We start from the raw sequence: 16,046 nt of genomic DNA on the forward strand, positions 1-16,046 counted from the left end.
TTGAATTTAATTAGAATATACATTAAGGTATACATTCTGAATAATTATTGATAAATGACCTAAAGCAACAAGTGCACTTAAAATTGCTAAAGTTAGTGTGGATTTATTAGCATTTTCAAGGATGAATACTATGCTCAATAAAAAGCTGAATGCAACAAGTATAACACGGTAACTTAAAAAATTGATTTCAATATCAACGTTTAAACTTGTAACAATCATGATAGTATTGAGTATAATGAACAACACAAGTAATAATTGTCTCATTTATTTCAATCCTAACTTTATGGTTTTGTTTATTAAGTATAACAAATGTAAGGCTAATACGTGAAATTAATGAACGTTTCATTGTATAATTAAGAAACGAATTGATAAAAAGGAGATTTATAAATGGCGATTAAAAAAATGAATATCACTCATGAGCAACATGATGAATTTGTAAAGCAACATCCTAATGGTGATATGTTGCAACTTACAAAGTGGGCAGAATCCAAAAAGCTTACAGGTTGGTATTCTCGTCGTATTGCTGTAGGTGACGGTGAAACACTTACTGGTGTAGCGCAAATGTTATTTAAAAAAGTACCAAAATTACCTTACACATTGTGTTACATATCAAGAGGTTTTGTAGTAGATTACAAAGATGAAAAATCTGTAAAAATGCTTTTGGAACTCTCGAAAGAATTAGCTAGAAATGAAAAAAGTTATGCGATTAAAATTGACCCTGATATTGAAGTAGAAGAGTCAGAAGGTGTATTAGAATTTTTAACTTCTTTAGGATTCAAACATAAAGGTTTTGAAGATGGTTTAAGTAAATCATATATTCAACCACGAATGACGATGATTACTAAAGTAGATCAATCTGAAGAAGATTTAATGCAAAGCTTTGATAAGCGTAATCGTTCACGTGTGAGAAACTCGTTAAAACGAGGAACTGATTTAATTATAGGAAATAGAGACGATTTAAAAATCTTTGCGCAAATCATGGAAGAAACTGGCGAACGTGATAATTTCTTAACTAGAGATTTGTCATACTTTGAAAACATCTATGACCATTTACATCCAGATGGAGATTGTGAGTTATTCTTAGTCAAAGTTGTTCCAGATAAAGTTCTTAAAGATTTATTTAAAGAACGTGACGCTTTATTAGAAGAAAAAGAAAAACTAGAAAATAAACGTCAAAATAAGAAAGTTGTAAACCAACTAAAAGATGCAGAAGAAAAGCTAGGAAATTATGAAAAACGCATTCAAGAAATGGAAGAACTTAAAGAGAAAAAACCAGATGGCGTTTATTTATCAGGTGGTATTCTTATATTTAGTGGTAAAAAATCATATTATTTATATGGTGCTTCTTCAAACGAGTATCGTGAATTTTTACCGAACCATCGTATGATTATCGAAATGATGCGTTTTGCTAAAGAAAAAGGTGCAACTAAGTTTGACTTTGGTGGCACTGACAATAACCCAGACCAAGATCATGAACATTATGGTTTATGGGCATTTAAACGTGTTTGGGGAACATACTTAAGCGAAAAAATTGGTGAATTTGATTATGTATTAAATAAACCAATTTATACAGCAATAGAAAAGGTTAAACCGGCTGTTACAACTTATAAGAGAAAAATAGAGAAAAAAATAAAGAGAAATTAAGATTAATAAAGCACTAAAAATTAAAAATTTTTAGTGCTTTATTCTCTGTTAGTTGTATGAATAGTGACCGTTATATTATAGAATGAGTTAAGAAAAGATAAATAGGGGGAAAACGAGTGGTTCAAAAAATGATAAAGTTCTCACTCAATAATAAATTTGCCATTTTGTTAATGACAATTATTATATTATTGGGTGGCGTATATTCAGCTTTTAAAATGAAACTTGAGTTATTACCGGATGTAACAACACCCGTTATTACAGTCACAACGCCATATCCTGGTGCTACACCCGAAAGTGTACTTGATAATGTAACAGAACCTGTAGAAAAACAAGTACAAAACTTAGAAGGTGTAGAAAATGTAACGAGTCAATCGTTAGAAAATGCATCTGCCATCACATTAGAATATACATACCAAACAGACATGGATGAAGCAGAAACAGAATTAAGAAAGAAATTAGAGGAACTTGATTTACCTGAAGGCGTTCAAGACCCAGACATGAGTAGAATGTCTATGTACTCATTCCCTGTAGTCAGTTATTCAATTTCTGATAAAAATGATAATTTAGAAAAAGTTACAAAACAAATGGAATCAGATTTAATTCCTAAGCTTGAAAAAGTTGATGGAGTTGAAAGTGTGTCTTTATCAGGACAAACATTGGAAGAAGTTAACTTAGAATTTAATCAAAATGAACTTACTAAACGAGGTTTGTCAGAAGATGAAGTTCTTCAATATATCGATGGTGCTACAAAAGAATCGCCATTAGGGTTATATACTTTCGGAGATGACTTGAAATCTATAGTAGTCGATGGTCGTTTCACATCAATTAAAGCATTAAGAGATTTAGAAATTCCAATGACTGGCGGCGCTTCGAGTGGTGGAGACCAGCAAGCTAGTCAAGGAGGCGCTAGTCAAGCAGAACAGGCAAGTCAAGCACAGCAAGCAGGGCAAGGCGATGAAGAAAGTTCTGAAGCATCGCAAAGTATTCCAACAGTAAAACTGTCAGACATTGCTGATGTTAAAAAAGAAAAGAAACGAGATTCAATTTCAAAAACTAACGGCAAAAATGCCCTTGCGTTACAAGTTACAAAAGCTACGGATGCCAATTTAGTGGATGTAGTAGATAATGTAGATAAAGAAGTTGAAGCTTATAAGAAAGATCATAAAAATATTGAATCAGTACAATTAATGGAAACAGCTTCAACTATTAAAGACTCTGTATCTACAATGGTTGAAAAAGCGTTGATAGGTTCAATTGTAGCCGTAATCATCATACTCTTCTTCTTAAGAGACTTGAAATCAACAATTATAGCAATGGTATCAATACCAATGTCATTACTAATGGCCTTAATAGGGTTAAAGGCGTTAGATGTTTCACTTAATATTTTAACATTAGGTGCCTTAACAGTAGCGATAGGTCGTGTAATTGACGATTCGATTGTCGTTATAGAGAATATTTATCGACGGATGACGGATAGCGCTGAAAAGTTAACTGGTGGAAAATTAATCACGAGTGCAACTAAAGAAATGTTTATTCCAATTATGTCATCTACTATCGTTACAATTGTAGTATTCTTACCATTAGCATTTGTAACTGGTCAAATCGGTGAGATGTTTAGACCATTTGCTTTAGCAGTAGCATTTAGTTTACTTGCTTCATTACTAATCGCGTTAACGATAGTACCAGTGTTATCACACATATTCTTTAAAAATGGTATTAAAAAACGCAAAAAAGAAAAAGGCAATTGGTTAGCTGGTAAATATAAAAATGTATTAAAATGGAACTTAAATCATAAGTGGCTTGTTATATTACTAAGTCTTATACTTGTCGTAGCGAGTATCGTTTTAGTATTTACTCCGTATATTGGGAAATCATTTATAGATACTGGTGAAGACAAGATGTTAGCACTAACTTATAAACCTTCACCTGGTGAAAAAGAAGAACAAGTTGTTAAAAATGGTGAGCAGGCAGAAAAATATTTATCAAAAGATAAAAATGTAGACTTTGTTCAATATAGCGTCGGTGGAGAAAATCCATTCAATCCGTCAGCTCAAAATGATATGGCTTTAATGGTGAAATATGATAAAGATACTCCAAATTGGGACAATGTTGGTAAAAAAGTAATGGATCACATTGGAACATTTGATCATAAAGGAGAATGGAAACAACAAGACTTTTCTACAGGCGGTACAGCAAACGAAGTATCTGTTAAAGTTTCTGGACCATCAACTGAAGCAATAGAAGATACAGTTAAAAGTGTAGAAAAAGAAATTGCTAAAGTAAGTGGAGTTGAAAACGTAAGTTCAAACCTTTCTGAATCATATGAACAGTATGATATTGAAGTAGACCAAAATAAAGCAACGAAACTCGGCTTATCAGCTGGTCAAATTGCAATGACACTTAATCAAACAACACAAGATAAAGTCGTTACAAAATTAAATGACGATGGTAAATCTATAGATGTGAAATTGACTAAGGATGAAAAAACAGACTGGTCAGAAGACAAATTAAAAAATACAAAATTAACGACACCATTAGGTAAAGACATTAAATTGAGTGAGATAGCATCACTTAAGAAAACAACTTCACCTGATACAATTACGAGAGAAAATGATAAAATATCCGTTTCAGTAGATGCAAAAATTACTGCAGACGATGTTGCCAAAGTAACATCTGATGTTAATCAAAAAGTATCTAAATTGGATAAACCTAATGATGTAGATGTAAACGTAGGTGGTACCAATGATGATATTAATGAAGCAATAGAACAATTAGTGTTGGCAATGGCAGCTGCGATATTAATCGTTTACTTAGTTATTGTCTTAACATTTAAAGGTGGATTAGCACCATTTGCGATACTATTCTCATTACCAGTATCTATTATTGGTGTAGTAGCTGGATTGTTAATTACGCAAGAAACAATTTCAGTTCCAAGTATGATTGGTATGTTAATGCTTATTGGTATCGTTGTAACCAATGCGATTGTATTAATAGATAGAGTTATTAATATGGAACAAAGCGGTATGTCAACACGAGAAGCTTTAATTGAAGCAGCAGGAACACGTTTACGTCCGATATTAATGACAGCCATTGCTACAATTGGTGCTTTAGTACCGTTGTTATTCGGTGGTGGAAGTTCTGTACTGATATCTAAAGCATTAGCTATAACTGTTATAGGTGGACTTGTTTCATCTACGATATTAACATTATTAGTTGTACCAATTTCATATGAAATCATTATGAAATTTAAAAAGAAAATATTTAAAAACCCAAGTGAAAGGGTAGAATAAATATTTTATATAGTCATTAGAAATTAATCAGAGGTAATTCTTATTATTAAGAGTTTTCCTCTGATTTTTTAATTTTTAAATAAAATGATATAATTCTTAGTAAATTAATCAGCTAAAGCTTGTGTGATATATATACTCTGATAGAATATATTCATATAGTATTTATTCGAATTTATTTGATAAGGAGTCGTTATAATGGGAACATCTCGATTATTGTCTCAAATACCTGATAGTTATTTTGGTAAGACGATGGGGCGCAAAGTTGAACACGGACCGTTACCACTTGTTAACATGGCAGTAGGTATTCCAGATGGGGAAACACCTAAAGTGATCGTTGACGAATTTATTAATGCGATTCAAAAACCGGAAAATCAAAAATATGGAGCTTTTCACGGGAAATCGACATTTAAACAAGCAATAGTAGATTTTTATAAGAGGCATTACGATGTTGAATTAGATCCAGAAGATGAAGTGTGTATATTATACGGTACTAAAAATGGTTTAGTCTCATTACCAACTTGCGTAGTAGAACCTGATGAAAATGTCCTATTACCCGATCCAGGATATACAGACTATTTAGCTGGTGTTTTATTAGCGAGAGCCAATCCTTATCCGCTGGAGTTAAAGCCTGAACATCATTACTTACCTAAATGGGATGAAGTAAATCAGGACATTTTAAAAAATACAACATTAATTTATTTAACTTATCCAAATAATCCCACTGGTTCAGTAGCTACAACTTCATTCTTTGATGAAACAATTCAAAGGTTTAAAGACACGTCCACTCAAATTGTGCATGATTTTGCTTATAGTGCTTTTGGATTTGATGAAAAGAATCCGAGCATTTTGCAATCTAAAGATGCTAAAGAAACTGCAATTGAAATATATTCACTATCTAAAGGTTTTAATATGTCTGGTTATAGAGTAGGTTTTGCAGTGGGGAATAAAGAGATGATAGCAGCGCTAAAAAAATATCAAACTCACACACATGCTGGTATGTTTGGTGCATTACAAGATGCAAGCACATTGGCATTAAATGAATGTGATGACTTTTTAAATGAACAAAACGAAATATTTAAAGAAAGAAGAACAAAGTTTGAAGCTGCTTTAAATGAAGTGAATATACCATTTGAGCCGATGAAAGGTGGTATATTTTTATGGTTAAAAGTTCCACCGAAGTTTGATGGTGAATCTTTTGTAGAATATTTACTTAAAGAACAATCGATTTTAGTAGCACCTGGCATTCCATTTGGAGAAAATGGTAAATATCATGTAAGAATATCATTAGCCTTGGATGATGAACAATTATATGAAGGTGCGAAAAGATTACAAAGCTTAGCGGATTTATATTAATAAAAAAGAGTCCAGAACAATTATTTATGGCCCGGACTCTTTCGACATTAATTAAAAAATAATAAATATTAAAATAACATAAATAATGAGAATGAAAATTGTCATTAAATTAAGTAATTGAATACCTTTTTTATCTTTCACACGATATTTAAATGCTGTAATTTCTATATTTAAAACTAAGCATAGCAATACAGCTAGTAACCACCAGTATTGAAGTGGAAAAGTAAATATCATACTTCCTAAAAAGACTAATAACATAAGTCCCATGATAAAACGTAAAGCTTGAGTTAACATCGTATGAAGTTGATAAATACTTAAATAGCTTATGATAAGATAAATAAGTGTGAATAATAAAAGAATTAAAATTAACATGGTTGCTTCCTTTCGTTAATCTTGATTTAATTGAGCACGTACTTTACTAATTTCATCCTCAATTTGTTCGAGTTGCTTTTCTAACATTTGAGTTGCTTGACCTGTAGATTCTCGCTTTTCTAAATCATTTTGAATACGAATATAATCATATTTAAGTTCAGACAATTGTTGGTTTAAATCCATAATTGAAACACTCCTTTATATTATTGAATGAATTAAAGTTGGTGACAAAGATGAAAAAATTAAAAACGAATGCTATGCGTATACTTGATCAACACAATATATTTTATCATATCCACGAATTTAAAATAGGGAAAGAACATATTGAAGGGGATCAAGTTGCAAAACTTATACAAAAACCAGTAGAGCAAGTGTATAAAACATTAGTTCTAATGAATGATAAAAATGAGCATTATATTTTTGTAATACCAGTAGTTGAACATTTAGATATTAAGAAAGCAAGTAAGTCTGTTGGACAGAAAAAGCTTGAATTACTACCACTTGATCAACTTACAAAAGTAACAGGGTATGTAAGAGGCGGTTGTTCTCCAATTGGTATGAAAAAATCTTTCAAAACAATTATTGATGACAGTGCTCAGTCTTTATCAAGTTTTATTATAAGTGCTGGTAAGAGAGGGTATCAAGTTGAAATAGACCCAAATGACTTAGCAAGTATAATTGATATTGAGTTTCATGATATATTAAAACATAACTAAATTAATTTTAGTATAATTAAAAAGAATTTCAAACAAAAAGTGTGCATAAAAATTAAACAATGTTAACATATAAAAATGTGAGTTTTACGAGAGAAGTGATAAAATGACTGAAAATTTCATAATGATAATCTTATTGATTACATTAGGGTACATACTTAAAAAGTTGAAATTCTTTAAAGCTTCAGATGGTAATGTATTAGCTACACTAGTACTAAACGTAACTTTACCATCATTAGTTATCGTCAATTTGAACGGTTCAGACTTGGACTTATCTTTAGGTTGGCTACCTACATTAATGATTTTATACGGTGTTTTAGCTAAATTACTTATTATATGGTTATTCAAGAAAAAATATAATAATCAAATAAGAGGTACAGTAGGGATGATGGCCGCTTCTGTAAATATCGGCTTATTTGCTTATCCGTTGGTGGCACAAATATGGCCTAAAACAGGGTTATTATATTTTGGTATGCTAGATATCGGTACGGCGATTATTATGTTTGGAGTAACTTATTTTGTAGGCAGTTACTTTAATGATGGTGGAGACCAATTTGATTTCAAACAAATGGGCGTAAAATTATTAAAAACTGTGCCTCTAATGACTTATATTATTATGTTCATTTTAAACATATTAAACATACAAATACCAGGAAAAGCGATAAACTTCTTTGAAATTATATCCAACGCTAATATGCCATTGTCTATGATATTATTAGGCTTATTTCTTAACTTCAAAATTGAAAAGGCATATTTACCAATCGTTGTTAAATATTTATTATTCCATTATGGGTTCGGTCTATTAATGGGACTACTTGTCCATTTCTTCTTACCAGTTTCTGATCCAATGATTAAAACAACATTATTAATTGGCTGGTTGTTGCCGATAGGTGTATCAGTGCTTTCATACGCTATTACTTTCAAATATAAAACGTTGCCTATTGTCGGTATGGCCACTAATCTAAGTATTATTATTTCAATTGTGATTTTATATATGTATCAGTTATTATTTGTATAGAAAAAGCGTATGAGACATAAATAATTCAAGAAAAAAATGCTCCTAATTCGTTAATTAAAAATCTAACGAGTTAGGAGCATTTATATATTAACCTTTACCACCCATAAATGCTGGGTAGTTAGTCATTCCGCCATCTACATAAATAGTTGTACCGTGTACATAGCTTGCTTGTTCAGATGCTAAGAATGCATTAATGTTGGCTACTTGATATGCTTCACCAATTTCATTTAATGGTATCATTTCTAATGTTTCATCTCTTGTAGTGGGATCCGAAAATTTTTCACGTGTATGTTCTGTAACAATAGCACCTGGTGAAACGTTATTAATTCTAATACCGTATTTACCGTATTCCATTGACATTGTTTCCATCATTAATTTTAAACCGCCTTTACTTGCAGCGTAGTTAACGTAGTTTGGCCATGGAATTTTATCATGAACACTTGCTGTGTTAATAATTTGTCCTTTAATATCATGTTCTAAATAATATTTGACCGCTTCTCTACTACCTAAGAAAGCACCAGTTAAGTTGATATCTATTACTTTAGACCATTCTTCTGTACTCATTTCGTGTGTTGGTATAGGCTTTTCAAAACCAGCATTATTAATCATAACATCTATTCGGCCAAATTCTTCGTGAGCTTTTTGTATTAAGTTTTTAATATCTTCTTCTTTAGATACATCACCTTGAACAGCAATTGCTTTGCTGCCTGAATCTTGAATAGTTTTTACAACTTCTTCTGCTTCTTCTGAATTGTTAAGATAGTTAACAACGACATTAGCGCCTTCTTTTCCAAAACGTTCTGAAGTTGCTTTACCTATACCGCTATTACCTCCTGTAATGATAACGACTTTATCTTTTAAATCATTATACATATTAAACACTCCTTCTCTTTAATTTAATTATCCTTTAGCAAAACCTATAATAAATGCTGCGATAATTATGAGAACTATACCAATCCAAATGAAAGTCATTTGGCGTTTTGTTTTTTGTTCGCCTAATAAGAATATACCCCCTAAAGTGGAGACGATAACTAACATTTGTGAGAATGAGAAACTTGTTCCAACCCCAACTTTTGGTTGAGAGATAAATAGGAACATGTTACCTAATGCCCATACTATACCTGGTAATAAATTAAAAGTTGTATATTTAACGGATGGCTTATGTTTAAATGATAAAATCACACCACCGATAACCATACCTATAGATTGAGGGAATAAAGCATCCCATCCTTCTACGCCAAATACTTGGCCGATTACAACGTAAACTACATAACCAACAGTTGAAATAAGTAAAATCGGTATTGCTTGGCCGAATTTTTTAGAATTACCACTGCTAGTTGAACCTTTCTTCTGCACAGAAGTAAAAATAACACCGATGATTAAAAGAACTAATCCTGTTAATCCAAGTGCAACTTGTGTGCCAGTATCCCATTCACCTAAGAATGCGGCACTAAATAATGTTGTACCCAATAGTTGTAAACCTGTAGATATTGGCATTGTTAAAGAAACACCAATTAAATCAACACTCCGCAATTGGAATCCTTGTCCTAAAGCCCAGAAGGCACCGGAAATCATCCCTATAATAATAGTACGGAATGTAAATTCTACATCTCCAAAAATGAAGAGTAATATACCTATAATAAATGCACCGATAGTCGTACCTAAAATTTGATTATAAGGTCCGCCACCGACTTTCACATTAATTAATACAACGCTCCCCCAGAACAATGCTGGTAACAGAGCTATAAGATAATCCATATGGACAACTCGCTTTCTATAATTGAATTCATCTTACATTTTACCCATTATTAAATATGCAAAACAATTAATAAACTTAATAAATCGCTTACAATGTTAAATTACAATAAAAAAGTCTGGAACATAGATTATGTTCCAGACTTTTTTATATTGGCAGTACCTGACTAGGAGAGGCGAACGTACTTGAAATGATGCACTTCGTTTGTAATTTTAAATCCAACTTTCTCATATAGAAGCTGTATTTGTTCGTAGTTTTTACTGTCAACATGAATGCGTACTGTTTCAACTTCATTATGATTGAAAGCTTGAGTTGTAGCATAATGAATCATTTGAAAAGCGATGCCTTGTTTTCTGTAATCTCTATGTGAAGCAAGGTAAGGAATAGTTGCCAAGTGTTCTGGTATATCTATTGAAAGATAAATGTATCCTTTTACGAGACCTTCCGCCATAAATAAATATAAAGCGTGGTTATCATCTAAAGAGTCTATTATATCTTCAGAAGTTACTTCACTATCTATGAAACTTTTAGAATGAAGTTTATCGAACGAATAAAAATATGGTTTACTGTAATGAATCATTTGATGTTGTTCCTCTATTTCGTGAGGGGGCTGGTGTATTTCAAGTGTATATTGTGTTTCAACATAGCCTGCTCGCAATGCTTTCAACTTACTATTGTTGAGTATGTGGTTTTTATGTAAAGATATGTGACAATATTTAACTTCTGGATGATTATTTAAAAGCATATCCCAAGCTTCTTTTAATGATTGTAAAGTTTTTTCAGAAGTGTCATTTACGATAGGGCCCCATACATTTACAGTTTCTTTATCTACTTTTTCGAAACCTAGAATCCCGGTTATTTCTTCATTATTGTAAAGATAGAAAAAAGATTGTTCATCAAATTTGTTATTTAAAGATGACTTAATACTATCAATACGTTCTGGAATATATTGTACATGATTTTCATCTTGAATGTTTTTCTCTTGTATATACTGGGCGACAGGATCGATTTGCTTAAGTGGAAGTATTTGCATGAAAGTCACTCCTTTAATGGACATCGATTATTTATAATCTATTATACGATTAATTGTCTTGTTATAAAAGTTTTTGATAACTTTAGATGGATAATCATCCGTGTTATACTAATAAGAATGAAAAAAGAATGGGTGAAATAATTATGAAAGCATTAATTCTTGCTGAAAAACCATCTGTTGGTCGTGACATTGCTAAAGCAATGGGCGTTAATGATCAAAAGAAAGGTTATTTCGAGAACAAACAATATATTGTGACATGGGCGTTAGGTCATTTAGTTACGAATGCAACACCAGAGGAATATGATAAGAAATTTAAAGAATGGAAATTAAGTGAACTTCCTATTATCCCTGATTATATGAAACATGTTGTTATTAAAAAGACGCGCAGTCAGTTTAATACTGTACAACATTTAATGAAACGTGATGACGTTCAATCAATAATCATTGCAACTGACGCGGGGCGAGAAGGTGAGTTAGTAGCAAGATTGATTATCGAAAAAGCTAAAATAAAGAAACCAATAAAAAGATTATGGATTAGCTCAGTTACTGAAAAGGCAATTAGAGAAGGATTCAAAAATTTAAAACCTGGTAAAGCATATGACAATTTATATAAAGCAGCATTATGTAGAAGTGAAGCGGACTGGATTGTTGGAATAAACGCAACACGAGCACTAACTACTAAATACGATGCACAATTATCTTGTGGTAGAGTGCAAACACCAACATTGAATCTTGTTAAGATGAGACAAGACGAAATACAGTCATTTAAACCTGAAAGATATTATCAGATGAACGTTGAAGTGGATGGTTATAAATTCAAATGGCTTACACAAAATAGTGACCGAATTTTTGATAAAGAAAAAATCGAAAGCTTGAAAAATAAATTACAAAATAAAAAAGGCGAAATTAAAAAAGTTAATAAAAAGAAGAAAACTAAACACCCTCAAAAATTATACGATTTAACTAGCCTTCAACAAACAGCTTACCAACGCTATAAGATGAGTGCTAAGGAAACGTTAAACACTATGCAAACTTTATACGAACAACATAAAGTTTTAACTTATCCAAGAACAGACTCAAACTATTTAACAAGTGATATGGTCTCATCATTAAAAGATAGGGTATCTACTTTAACTGCTACACCATTAAAATCATATGCTGTACCGTTAATTAAAAAAGAAATACATGCAGGGAAACATTTTGTTGATAATACAAAAGTATCGGATCATCACGCAATTGTTCCAACAGAAGTTAGAGCAAATATGGATCAATTATCACCGAGAGAACAAAAAATATATATGCTAGTGGCTGAGCGATTTTTAGAAGTATTACTTCCACCATATCAATATGAAGAAACAACTGTTGATTTAACTGTAGAAGGTGAGACTTTTAAATTGGTTCAAGAAGTAGCAATTGATTTAGGTTTTAAAGCAATTCATCAAGAAGAAGCGGTTGTTAAAGCATTACCATTTAAGGAACACGAACAAGTGGTCATCCAAAAAGTAAATGTCATTGGAAAAGATACAGAGCCACCAGCTTACTTTAATGAAGGAACATTATTAAAAGCTATGGAATCACCACAATTATTCTTTAACTTGAATGATAAGAAAATGTCTAAAACATTAAATGAAACTGGTGGAATAGGTACTGTAGCTACAAGAGCAGATATTATCGAAAAGTTATATAGTTCTAATGTTATAGAATCTGTACAAGGTAAAATTAAAATAACACCTAAAGGCAAACAATTGTTAAACTTAGCACCTGAGCAACTAACATCTCCAGCATTAACTGCTGAATGGGAAATGAAACTCACACAAATTGAAAAAGGTCAGTATCAAAAAGAAGCTTTTATGAAAGAGATGAGAAGTTTTACGAAAGAGATTATCTCTGATATAAAAAATAGCGATGACAAATTTAAGCATGATAATTTAACGACTACAGAATGTCCTACGTGTGGAAAATTTATGTTAAAAGTTAAAACGAAAAATGGCCAAATGTTAGTTTGCCAGGACCCTACCTGTAAAACGAAGAAAAATCAGCAAAGAGTTACAAATGCTAGATGTCCAAACTGTAAGAAGAAACTTACGTTATATGGTACAGGAAAAACGGCAGTGTATCGTTGTGTATGTGGACATACTGAATCACAAGAACACATGGATAAAAGACTTAAAAATAAAAAGACAGGTAAAATCAGTAAAAAAGAAATGAACAAATATATGAAAAATGAAGAAGTTGAAAACAATCCATTTAAAGATGCCTTAAAAGATTTAAAATTATAAAATTAAACATCAACAATGTTACGTACGAAATATCATTGTTGATGTTTTTTATTTATATATAATGAAGGAATTACGATTCAAATTGCTTTCTAGTCACAAATACGAACATAATGTGAATGTTTTTAATCAATGTTCGTAAAAGTATTGATTTTTAAACATTACAGTAATACAATGTACAGTGTTGAAATTAATAAAGGAGTCTTGAAATGAAACGATACTTTAAATTTGATGAGCTAGGAACAAGTTATAAGCGAGAGATACTAGGTGGGCTAACAACATTTCTATCAATGGCATACATATTAGCAGTTAACCCTTCAATGTTAAGTTTAGCTAGTGTTGAAAATATACCTGATTCTATGAGAATGGATCAAGGTGCAGTATTCGTAGCGACAGCATTAGCAGCGTTAGTTGGTTGTTTATTCATGGGAATTATAGCTAAATACCCAATTGGTTTAGCACCAGGTATGGGATTAAATGCATTTTTTGCGTTTACAGTAGTATTAACTATGGGTATTCCATGGCAAACAGGATTAACGGGCGTACTATTTTCAGGTGTGATATTTGCTTTTCTAACAATGAGTGGGTTAAGGGAAGTTATCATTAATGCTATACCGTTTGAACTTAAGATGGCAGTTTCAGCAGGTATAGGTTTATTTATAACATTTGTAGGTTTACAAGGAGCAGGTATTGTTCAAAAAGAAGATTCTACTTTAGTAACTTTAGGTACAATGCACAATCCAGAAGTATTATTAGCAGTATTCGGGATTATCATCACTATTATATTGATGGCGAAAAAAATTCCAGGATCTATTTTTATTGGTATGGTATTAACGGCAGTTGGTGGATTAGTAACAGGCTTAATCGACATGCCAAGTAGCGTGGTAGGTAAAGTGCCAAGTGTTGCACCAACATTCGGTGCAGCATTTGAAGCTTTTGGAGATTTATCTACTATATTTAATGTGCAATTCTTAATCGTTGTATTAACTTTCTTATTTATTGATTTCTTTGATACAGCAGGTACATTAGTTGCAGTAGCAAACCAAGCAGGTTTAATGAAAGATAATAAGTTACCTAGAGCTGGAAAAGCACTATTCTCAGATTCATTAGCTACTATAGTAGGGGCTATTTTCGGTACATCTACAACTACAAGCTATATCGAATCAAGCGCAGGTGTTGCTGTAGGTGCAAGAACAGGTTTTGCAAGCGTAGTAACCGGTCTTTGTTTCTTAGCTGCGTTATTATTCTCTCCATTAATGTCAGTTGTTACAAGTGCTGTAACAGCACCGGCATTAGTTATTGTTGGTGTGTTAATGGTAAGCAACCTAGGTAAAATTGATTGGCAGAAATTCGAAATAGCAGTACCGGCATTTTTAACTATGATTATGATGCCATTAACTTATTCAATTGCGACAGGTATAGCATGCGGATTTATTTTCTATCCTATTACTATGATAGTTGCAAAGAGACACAAAGAAATACATCCTATAATGTATGGTTTATTCTTTGTATTCGTAGCATATTTCATGTTTGTTCATTCATAAAAAAAGTCACGTGCATAAGCGCGTGACTTTTTCAATCTTTATAAGTAGTTTTGAACGATTTAGATGGAATGTACACAGGGGCTATTATAATTGTAAATAAGAAAATAACCATTAATACGACCATTAATATGTGTAATAACCATCCAACAACGGGAATGATAGAAATAAAACTCGCAATTAATCCTATTAAAGGTATGACAAAAATAGCTTTGACAGAATTTTGATTATCTATTAACAATATCAATGTAGATATGAAATATAAAGAACCATTAAATACAAGGGCATTATAACCAGTTGAAAGAACAATGCTCCCACCTATAAAAGGAATAGCTAATAAAAGTTCAGAAATTACCAATATAATAGAAAGAACAAGTAATACTGACTTGATTCCTCTTTTCATGTTTTCACCACCTGTTAAAATACTTTTTACATTATAACATTTAGATTACAAATTATCTATTTTAAATTATCTATTGAAAAGGTAAAAGAATTCCGTTATAATACATGGGTATGTGCTAGATAAAACTTAGAGAAATATATGATTATCTATTGATTAATGGATGCAAATCATGTATCATATCTAATGTTGGACTTTAAGAAGCGATGAAGCGAGAGGTTACTGACACACCCGGCCGCTTTGCCATGGCGGTGTGTAAGAGAGTTTTCGTGGAGAAGTCTATCACTATAAAGTAGACGAACAAGGAGGGAAAATTATGGCAAAACAAAAAATTCGTATCCGTTTAAAAGCGTATGATCACCGCATGATCGATCAATCAGCAGAGAAAATTATTGAAACTGCTAAACGTTCAGGAGCTCAAGTGTCTGGTCCGATTCCGTTACCAACTGAAAAATCAGTTTATACAGTAATCCGTGCCGTTCACAAATACAAAGATTCACGTGAGCAATTCGAACAACGTACGCATAAACGTTTAATCGACATTCTTAACCCTACACCTAAAACAGTTGATGCTCTTATGGGCTTAAACTTACCATCTGGTGTAGACATCGAAATCAAATTATAATTCATTCAAAATAACAGGAGGTGCG

The 16,046-nt window shown here is 31.9% G+C and carries 15 protein-coding genes; 8 read left to right on the forward strand and 7 right to left on the reverse strand.

Going from position 1 to position 16,046, the window contains the following annotated elements:
• Positions 1-6: 6 nt before the first annotated feature.
• Entirely contained in the window at positions 7-264 is a 258-nt protein-coding gene (locus CD135_RS02525) for a hypothetical protein (RefSeq protein WP_016998785.1), read from the reverse strand.
• A 129-nt stretch (positions 265-393) separates the two neighbouring features.
• On the opposite strand from CD135_RS02525, the gene CD135_RS02530 reads away from it, so the two are divergent.
• From CD135_RS02530 to CD135_RS02540, 3 genes are all read left to right on the forward strand, one after another.
• Complete coding sequence (locus CD135_RS02530) at positions 394-1,644, forward strand: lipid II:glycine glycyltransferase FemX (RefSeq protein ID WP_026023597.1); 1,251 nt, start codon at positions 394-396, stop codon at positions 1,642-1,644.
• Between the two features lie 116 nt (positions 1,645-1,760).
• Positions 1,761-4,934 carry an efflux RND transporter permease subunit gene (locus CD135_RS02535; RefSeq protein WP_103268759.1) on the forward strand — a complete coding sequence of 1,058 codons (3,174 nt, stop codon included), beginning with the start codon at positions 1,761-1,763 and terminating at the stop codon, positions 4,932-4,934.
• Between the two features lie 195 nt (positions 4,935-5,129).
• On the forward strand, positions 5,130-6,287 hold the full coding sequence (locus CD135_RS02540) for an aminotransferase class I/II-fold pyridoxal phosphate-dependent enzyme (protein WP_103268760.1): 1,158 nt from the start codon (positions 5,130-5,132) through the stop codon (positions 6,285-6,287).
• A gap of 51 nt (positions 6,288-6,338) precedes the next feature.
• Here CD135_RS02540 and mspA read toward each other — a convergent pair whose 3' ends face one another.
• Together mspA and CD135_RS02550 are read right to left on the reverse strand one after the other, a co-directional pair.
• Positions 6,339-6,659 (reverse strand): membrane stabilizing protein MspA, encoded by a 321-nt coding sequence (gene mspA / locus CD135_RS02545; RefSeq protein ID WP_016998789.1) that lies wholly within the window; start codon positions 6,657-6,659, stop codon positions 6,339-6,341.
• A gap of 15 nt (positions 6,660-6,674) precedes the next feature.
• Positions 6,675-6,842, reverse strand: coding sequence for an SE1832 family protein (locus CD135_RS02550; RefSeq protein ID WP_016998790.1), 168 nt, complete (start codon positions 6,840-6,842; stop codon positions 6,675-6,677).
• 50 nt (positions 6,843-6,892) lie between these two features.
• Here CD135_RS02550 and ybaK point away from each other — a divergent pair, with 50 nt between their 5' ends.
• Both ybaK and CD135_RS02560 read left to right on the forward strand, forming a co-directional pair.
• Positions 6,893-7,375: a Cys-tRNA(Pro) deacylase gene (ybaK, locus tag CD135_RS02555; RefSeq protein ID WP_016998791.1), complete on the forward strand. Its 483-nt coding sequence runs from the start codon at positions 6,893-6,895 to the stop codon at positions 7,373-7,375.
• A 103-nt stretch (positions 7,376-7,478) separates the two neighbouring features.
• Positions 7,479-8,390, forward strand: coding sequence for an AEC family transporter (locus CD135_RS02560; RefSeq protein ID WP_103268761.1), 912 nt, complete (start codon positions 7,479-7,481; stop codon positions 8,388-8,390).
• 87 nt (positions 8,391-8,477) lie between these two features.
• On the opposite strand, the gene CD135_RS02565 is transcribed toward CD135_RS02560, so the two are convergent.
• The 3 genes from CD135_RS02565 to CD135_RS02575 all read right to left on the reverse strand — a co-directional run bounded on the left by CD135_RS02565 (position 8,478) and on the right by CD135_RS02575 (position 11,179).
• Complete coding sequence (locus tag CD135_RS02565) at positions 8,478-9,263, reverse strand: glucose 1-dehydrogenase (RefSeq protein ID WP_103268762.1); 786 nt, start codon at positions 9,261-9,263, stop codon at positions 8,478-8,480.
• A 27-nt stretch (positions 9,264-9,290) separates the two neighbouring features.
• Complete coding sequence (locus CD135_RS02570; RefSeq protein ID WP_016998794.1) at positions 9,291-10,148, reverse strand: GRP family sugar transporter; 858 nt, start codon at positions 10,146-10,148, stop codon at positions 9,291-9,293.
• Positions 10,149-10,312: 164 nt separating this feature from the next.
• On the reverse strand, positions 10,313-11,179 hold the full coding sequence (locus CD135_RS02575) for a GNAT family N-acetyltransferase (protein WP_103268763.1): 867 nt from the start codon (positions 11,177-11,179) through the stop codon (positions 10,313-10,315).
• Positions 11,180-11,322: 143 nt separating this feature from the next.
• Between CD135_RS02575 and CD135_RS02580 the strand changes: the two genes are divergently transcribed.
• On the forward strand, positions 11,323-13,458 hold the full coding sequence (locus tag CD135_RS02580; RefSeq protein WP_103268764.1) for a DNA topoisomerase III: 2,136 nt from the start codon (positions 11,323-11,325) through the stop codon (positions 13,456-13,458).
• Between the two features lie 206 nt (positions 13,459-13,664).
• Entirely contained in the window at positions 13,665-14,999 is a 1,335-nt protein-coding gene (locus CD135_RS02585) for an NCS2 family permease (protein WP_016998797.1), read from the forward strand.
• A gap of 31 nt (positions 15,000-15,030) precedes the next feature.
• Here the strand turns inward: CD135_RS02585 and CD135_RS02590 are convergent, their stop codons facing one another.
• Positions 15,031-15,399, reverse strand: coding sequence for a hypothetical protein (locus CD135_RS02590; protein ID WP_016998798.1), 369 nt, complete (start codon positions 15,397-15,399; stop codon positions 15,031-15,033).
• A 313-nt stretch (positions 15,400-15,712) separates the two neighbouring features.
• Between CD135_RS02590 and rpsJ the strand changes: the two genes are divergently transcribed.
• Complete coding sequence (gene rpsJ, locus CD135_RS02595) at positions 15,713-16,021, forward strand: 30S ribosomal protein S10 (protein ID WP_103268765.1); 309 nt, start codon at positions 15,713-15,715, stop codon at positions 16,019-16,021.
• Positions 16,022-16,046 lie beyond the last annotated feature (25 nt).

Origin of the sequence: Mammaliicoccus lentus (assembly GCF_002902755.1) — a bacterium.
Taxonomy (GTDB): domain Bacteria; phylum Bacillota; class Bacilli; order Staphylococcales; family Staphylococcaceae; genus Mammaliicoccus; species Mammaliicoccus lentus.

Excerpts from the sequence above, each read along its gene's own strand:
- CD135_RS02590 (WP_016998798.1), bottom strand. The coding sequence starts at position 15,399 with ATGAAAAGAGGAATCAAGTCAGTATTACTTGTTCTTTCTATTATATTG.
- CD135_RS02580 (WP_103268764.1), top strand. The coding sequence starts at position 11,323 with ATGAAAGCATTAATTCTTGCTGAAAAACCATCTGTTGGTCGTGACATT.
- CD135_RS02565 (WP_103268762.1), bottom strand. The coding sequence starts at position 9,263 with ATGTATAATGATTTAAAAGATAAAGTCGTTATCATTACAGGAGGTAAT.
- CD135_RS02550 (WP_016998790.1), bottom strand. The coding sequence starts at position 6,842 with ATGGATTTAAACCAACAATTGTCTGAACTTAAATATGATTATATTCGT.
- CD135_RS02575 (WP_103268763.1), bottom strand. The coding sequence starts at position 11,179 with ATGCAAATACTTCCACTTAAGCAAATCGATCCTGTCGCCCAGTATATA.
- CD135_RS02585 (WP_016998797.1), top strand. The coding sequence starts at position 13,665 with ATGAAACGATACTTTAAATTTGATGAGCTAGGAACAAGTTATAAGCGA.
- ybaK (WP_016998791.1), top strand. The coding sequence starts at position 6,893 with ATGAAAAAATTAAAAACGAATGCTATGCGTATACTTGATCAACACAAT.
- CD135_RS02540 (WP_103268760.1), top strand. The coding sequence starts at position 5,130 with ATGGGAACATCTCGATTATTGTCTCAAATACCTGATAGTTATTTTGGT.
- CD135_RS02570 (WP_016998794.1), bottom strand. The coding sequence starts at position 10,148 with ATGGATTATCTTATAGCTCTGTTACCAGCATTGTTCTGGGGGAGCGTT.
- CD135_RS02560 (WP_103268761.1), top strand. The coding sequence starts at position 7,479 with ATGACTGAAAATTTCATAATGATAATCTTATTGATTACATTAGGGTAC.
- CD135_RS02525 (WP_016998785.1), bottom strand. The coding sequence starts at position 264 with ATGAGACAATTATTACTTGTGTTGTTCATTATACTCAATACTATCATG.
- rpsJ (WP_103268765.1), top strand. The coding sequence starts at position 15,713 with ATGGCAAAACAAAAAATTCGTATCCGTTTAAAAGCGTATGATCACCGC.
- mspA (WP_016998789.1), bottom strand. The coding sequence starts at position 6,659 with ATGTTAATTTTAATTCTTTTATTATTCACACTTATTTATCTTATCATA.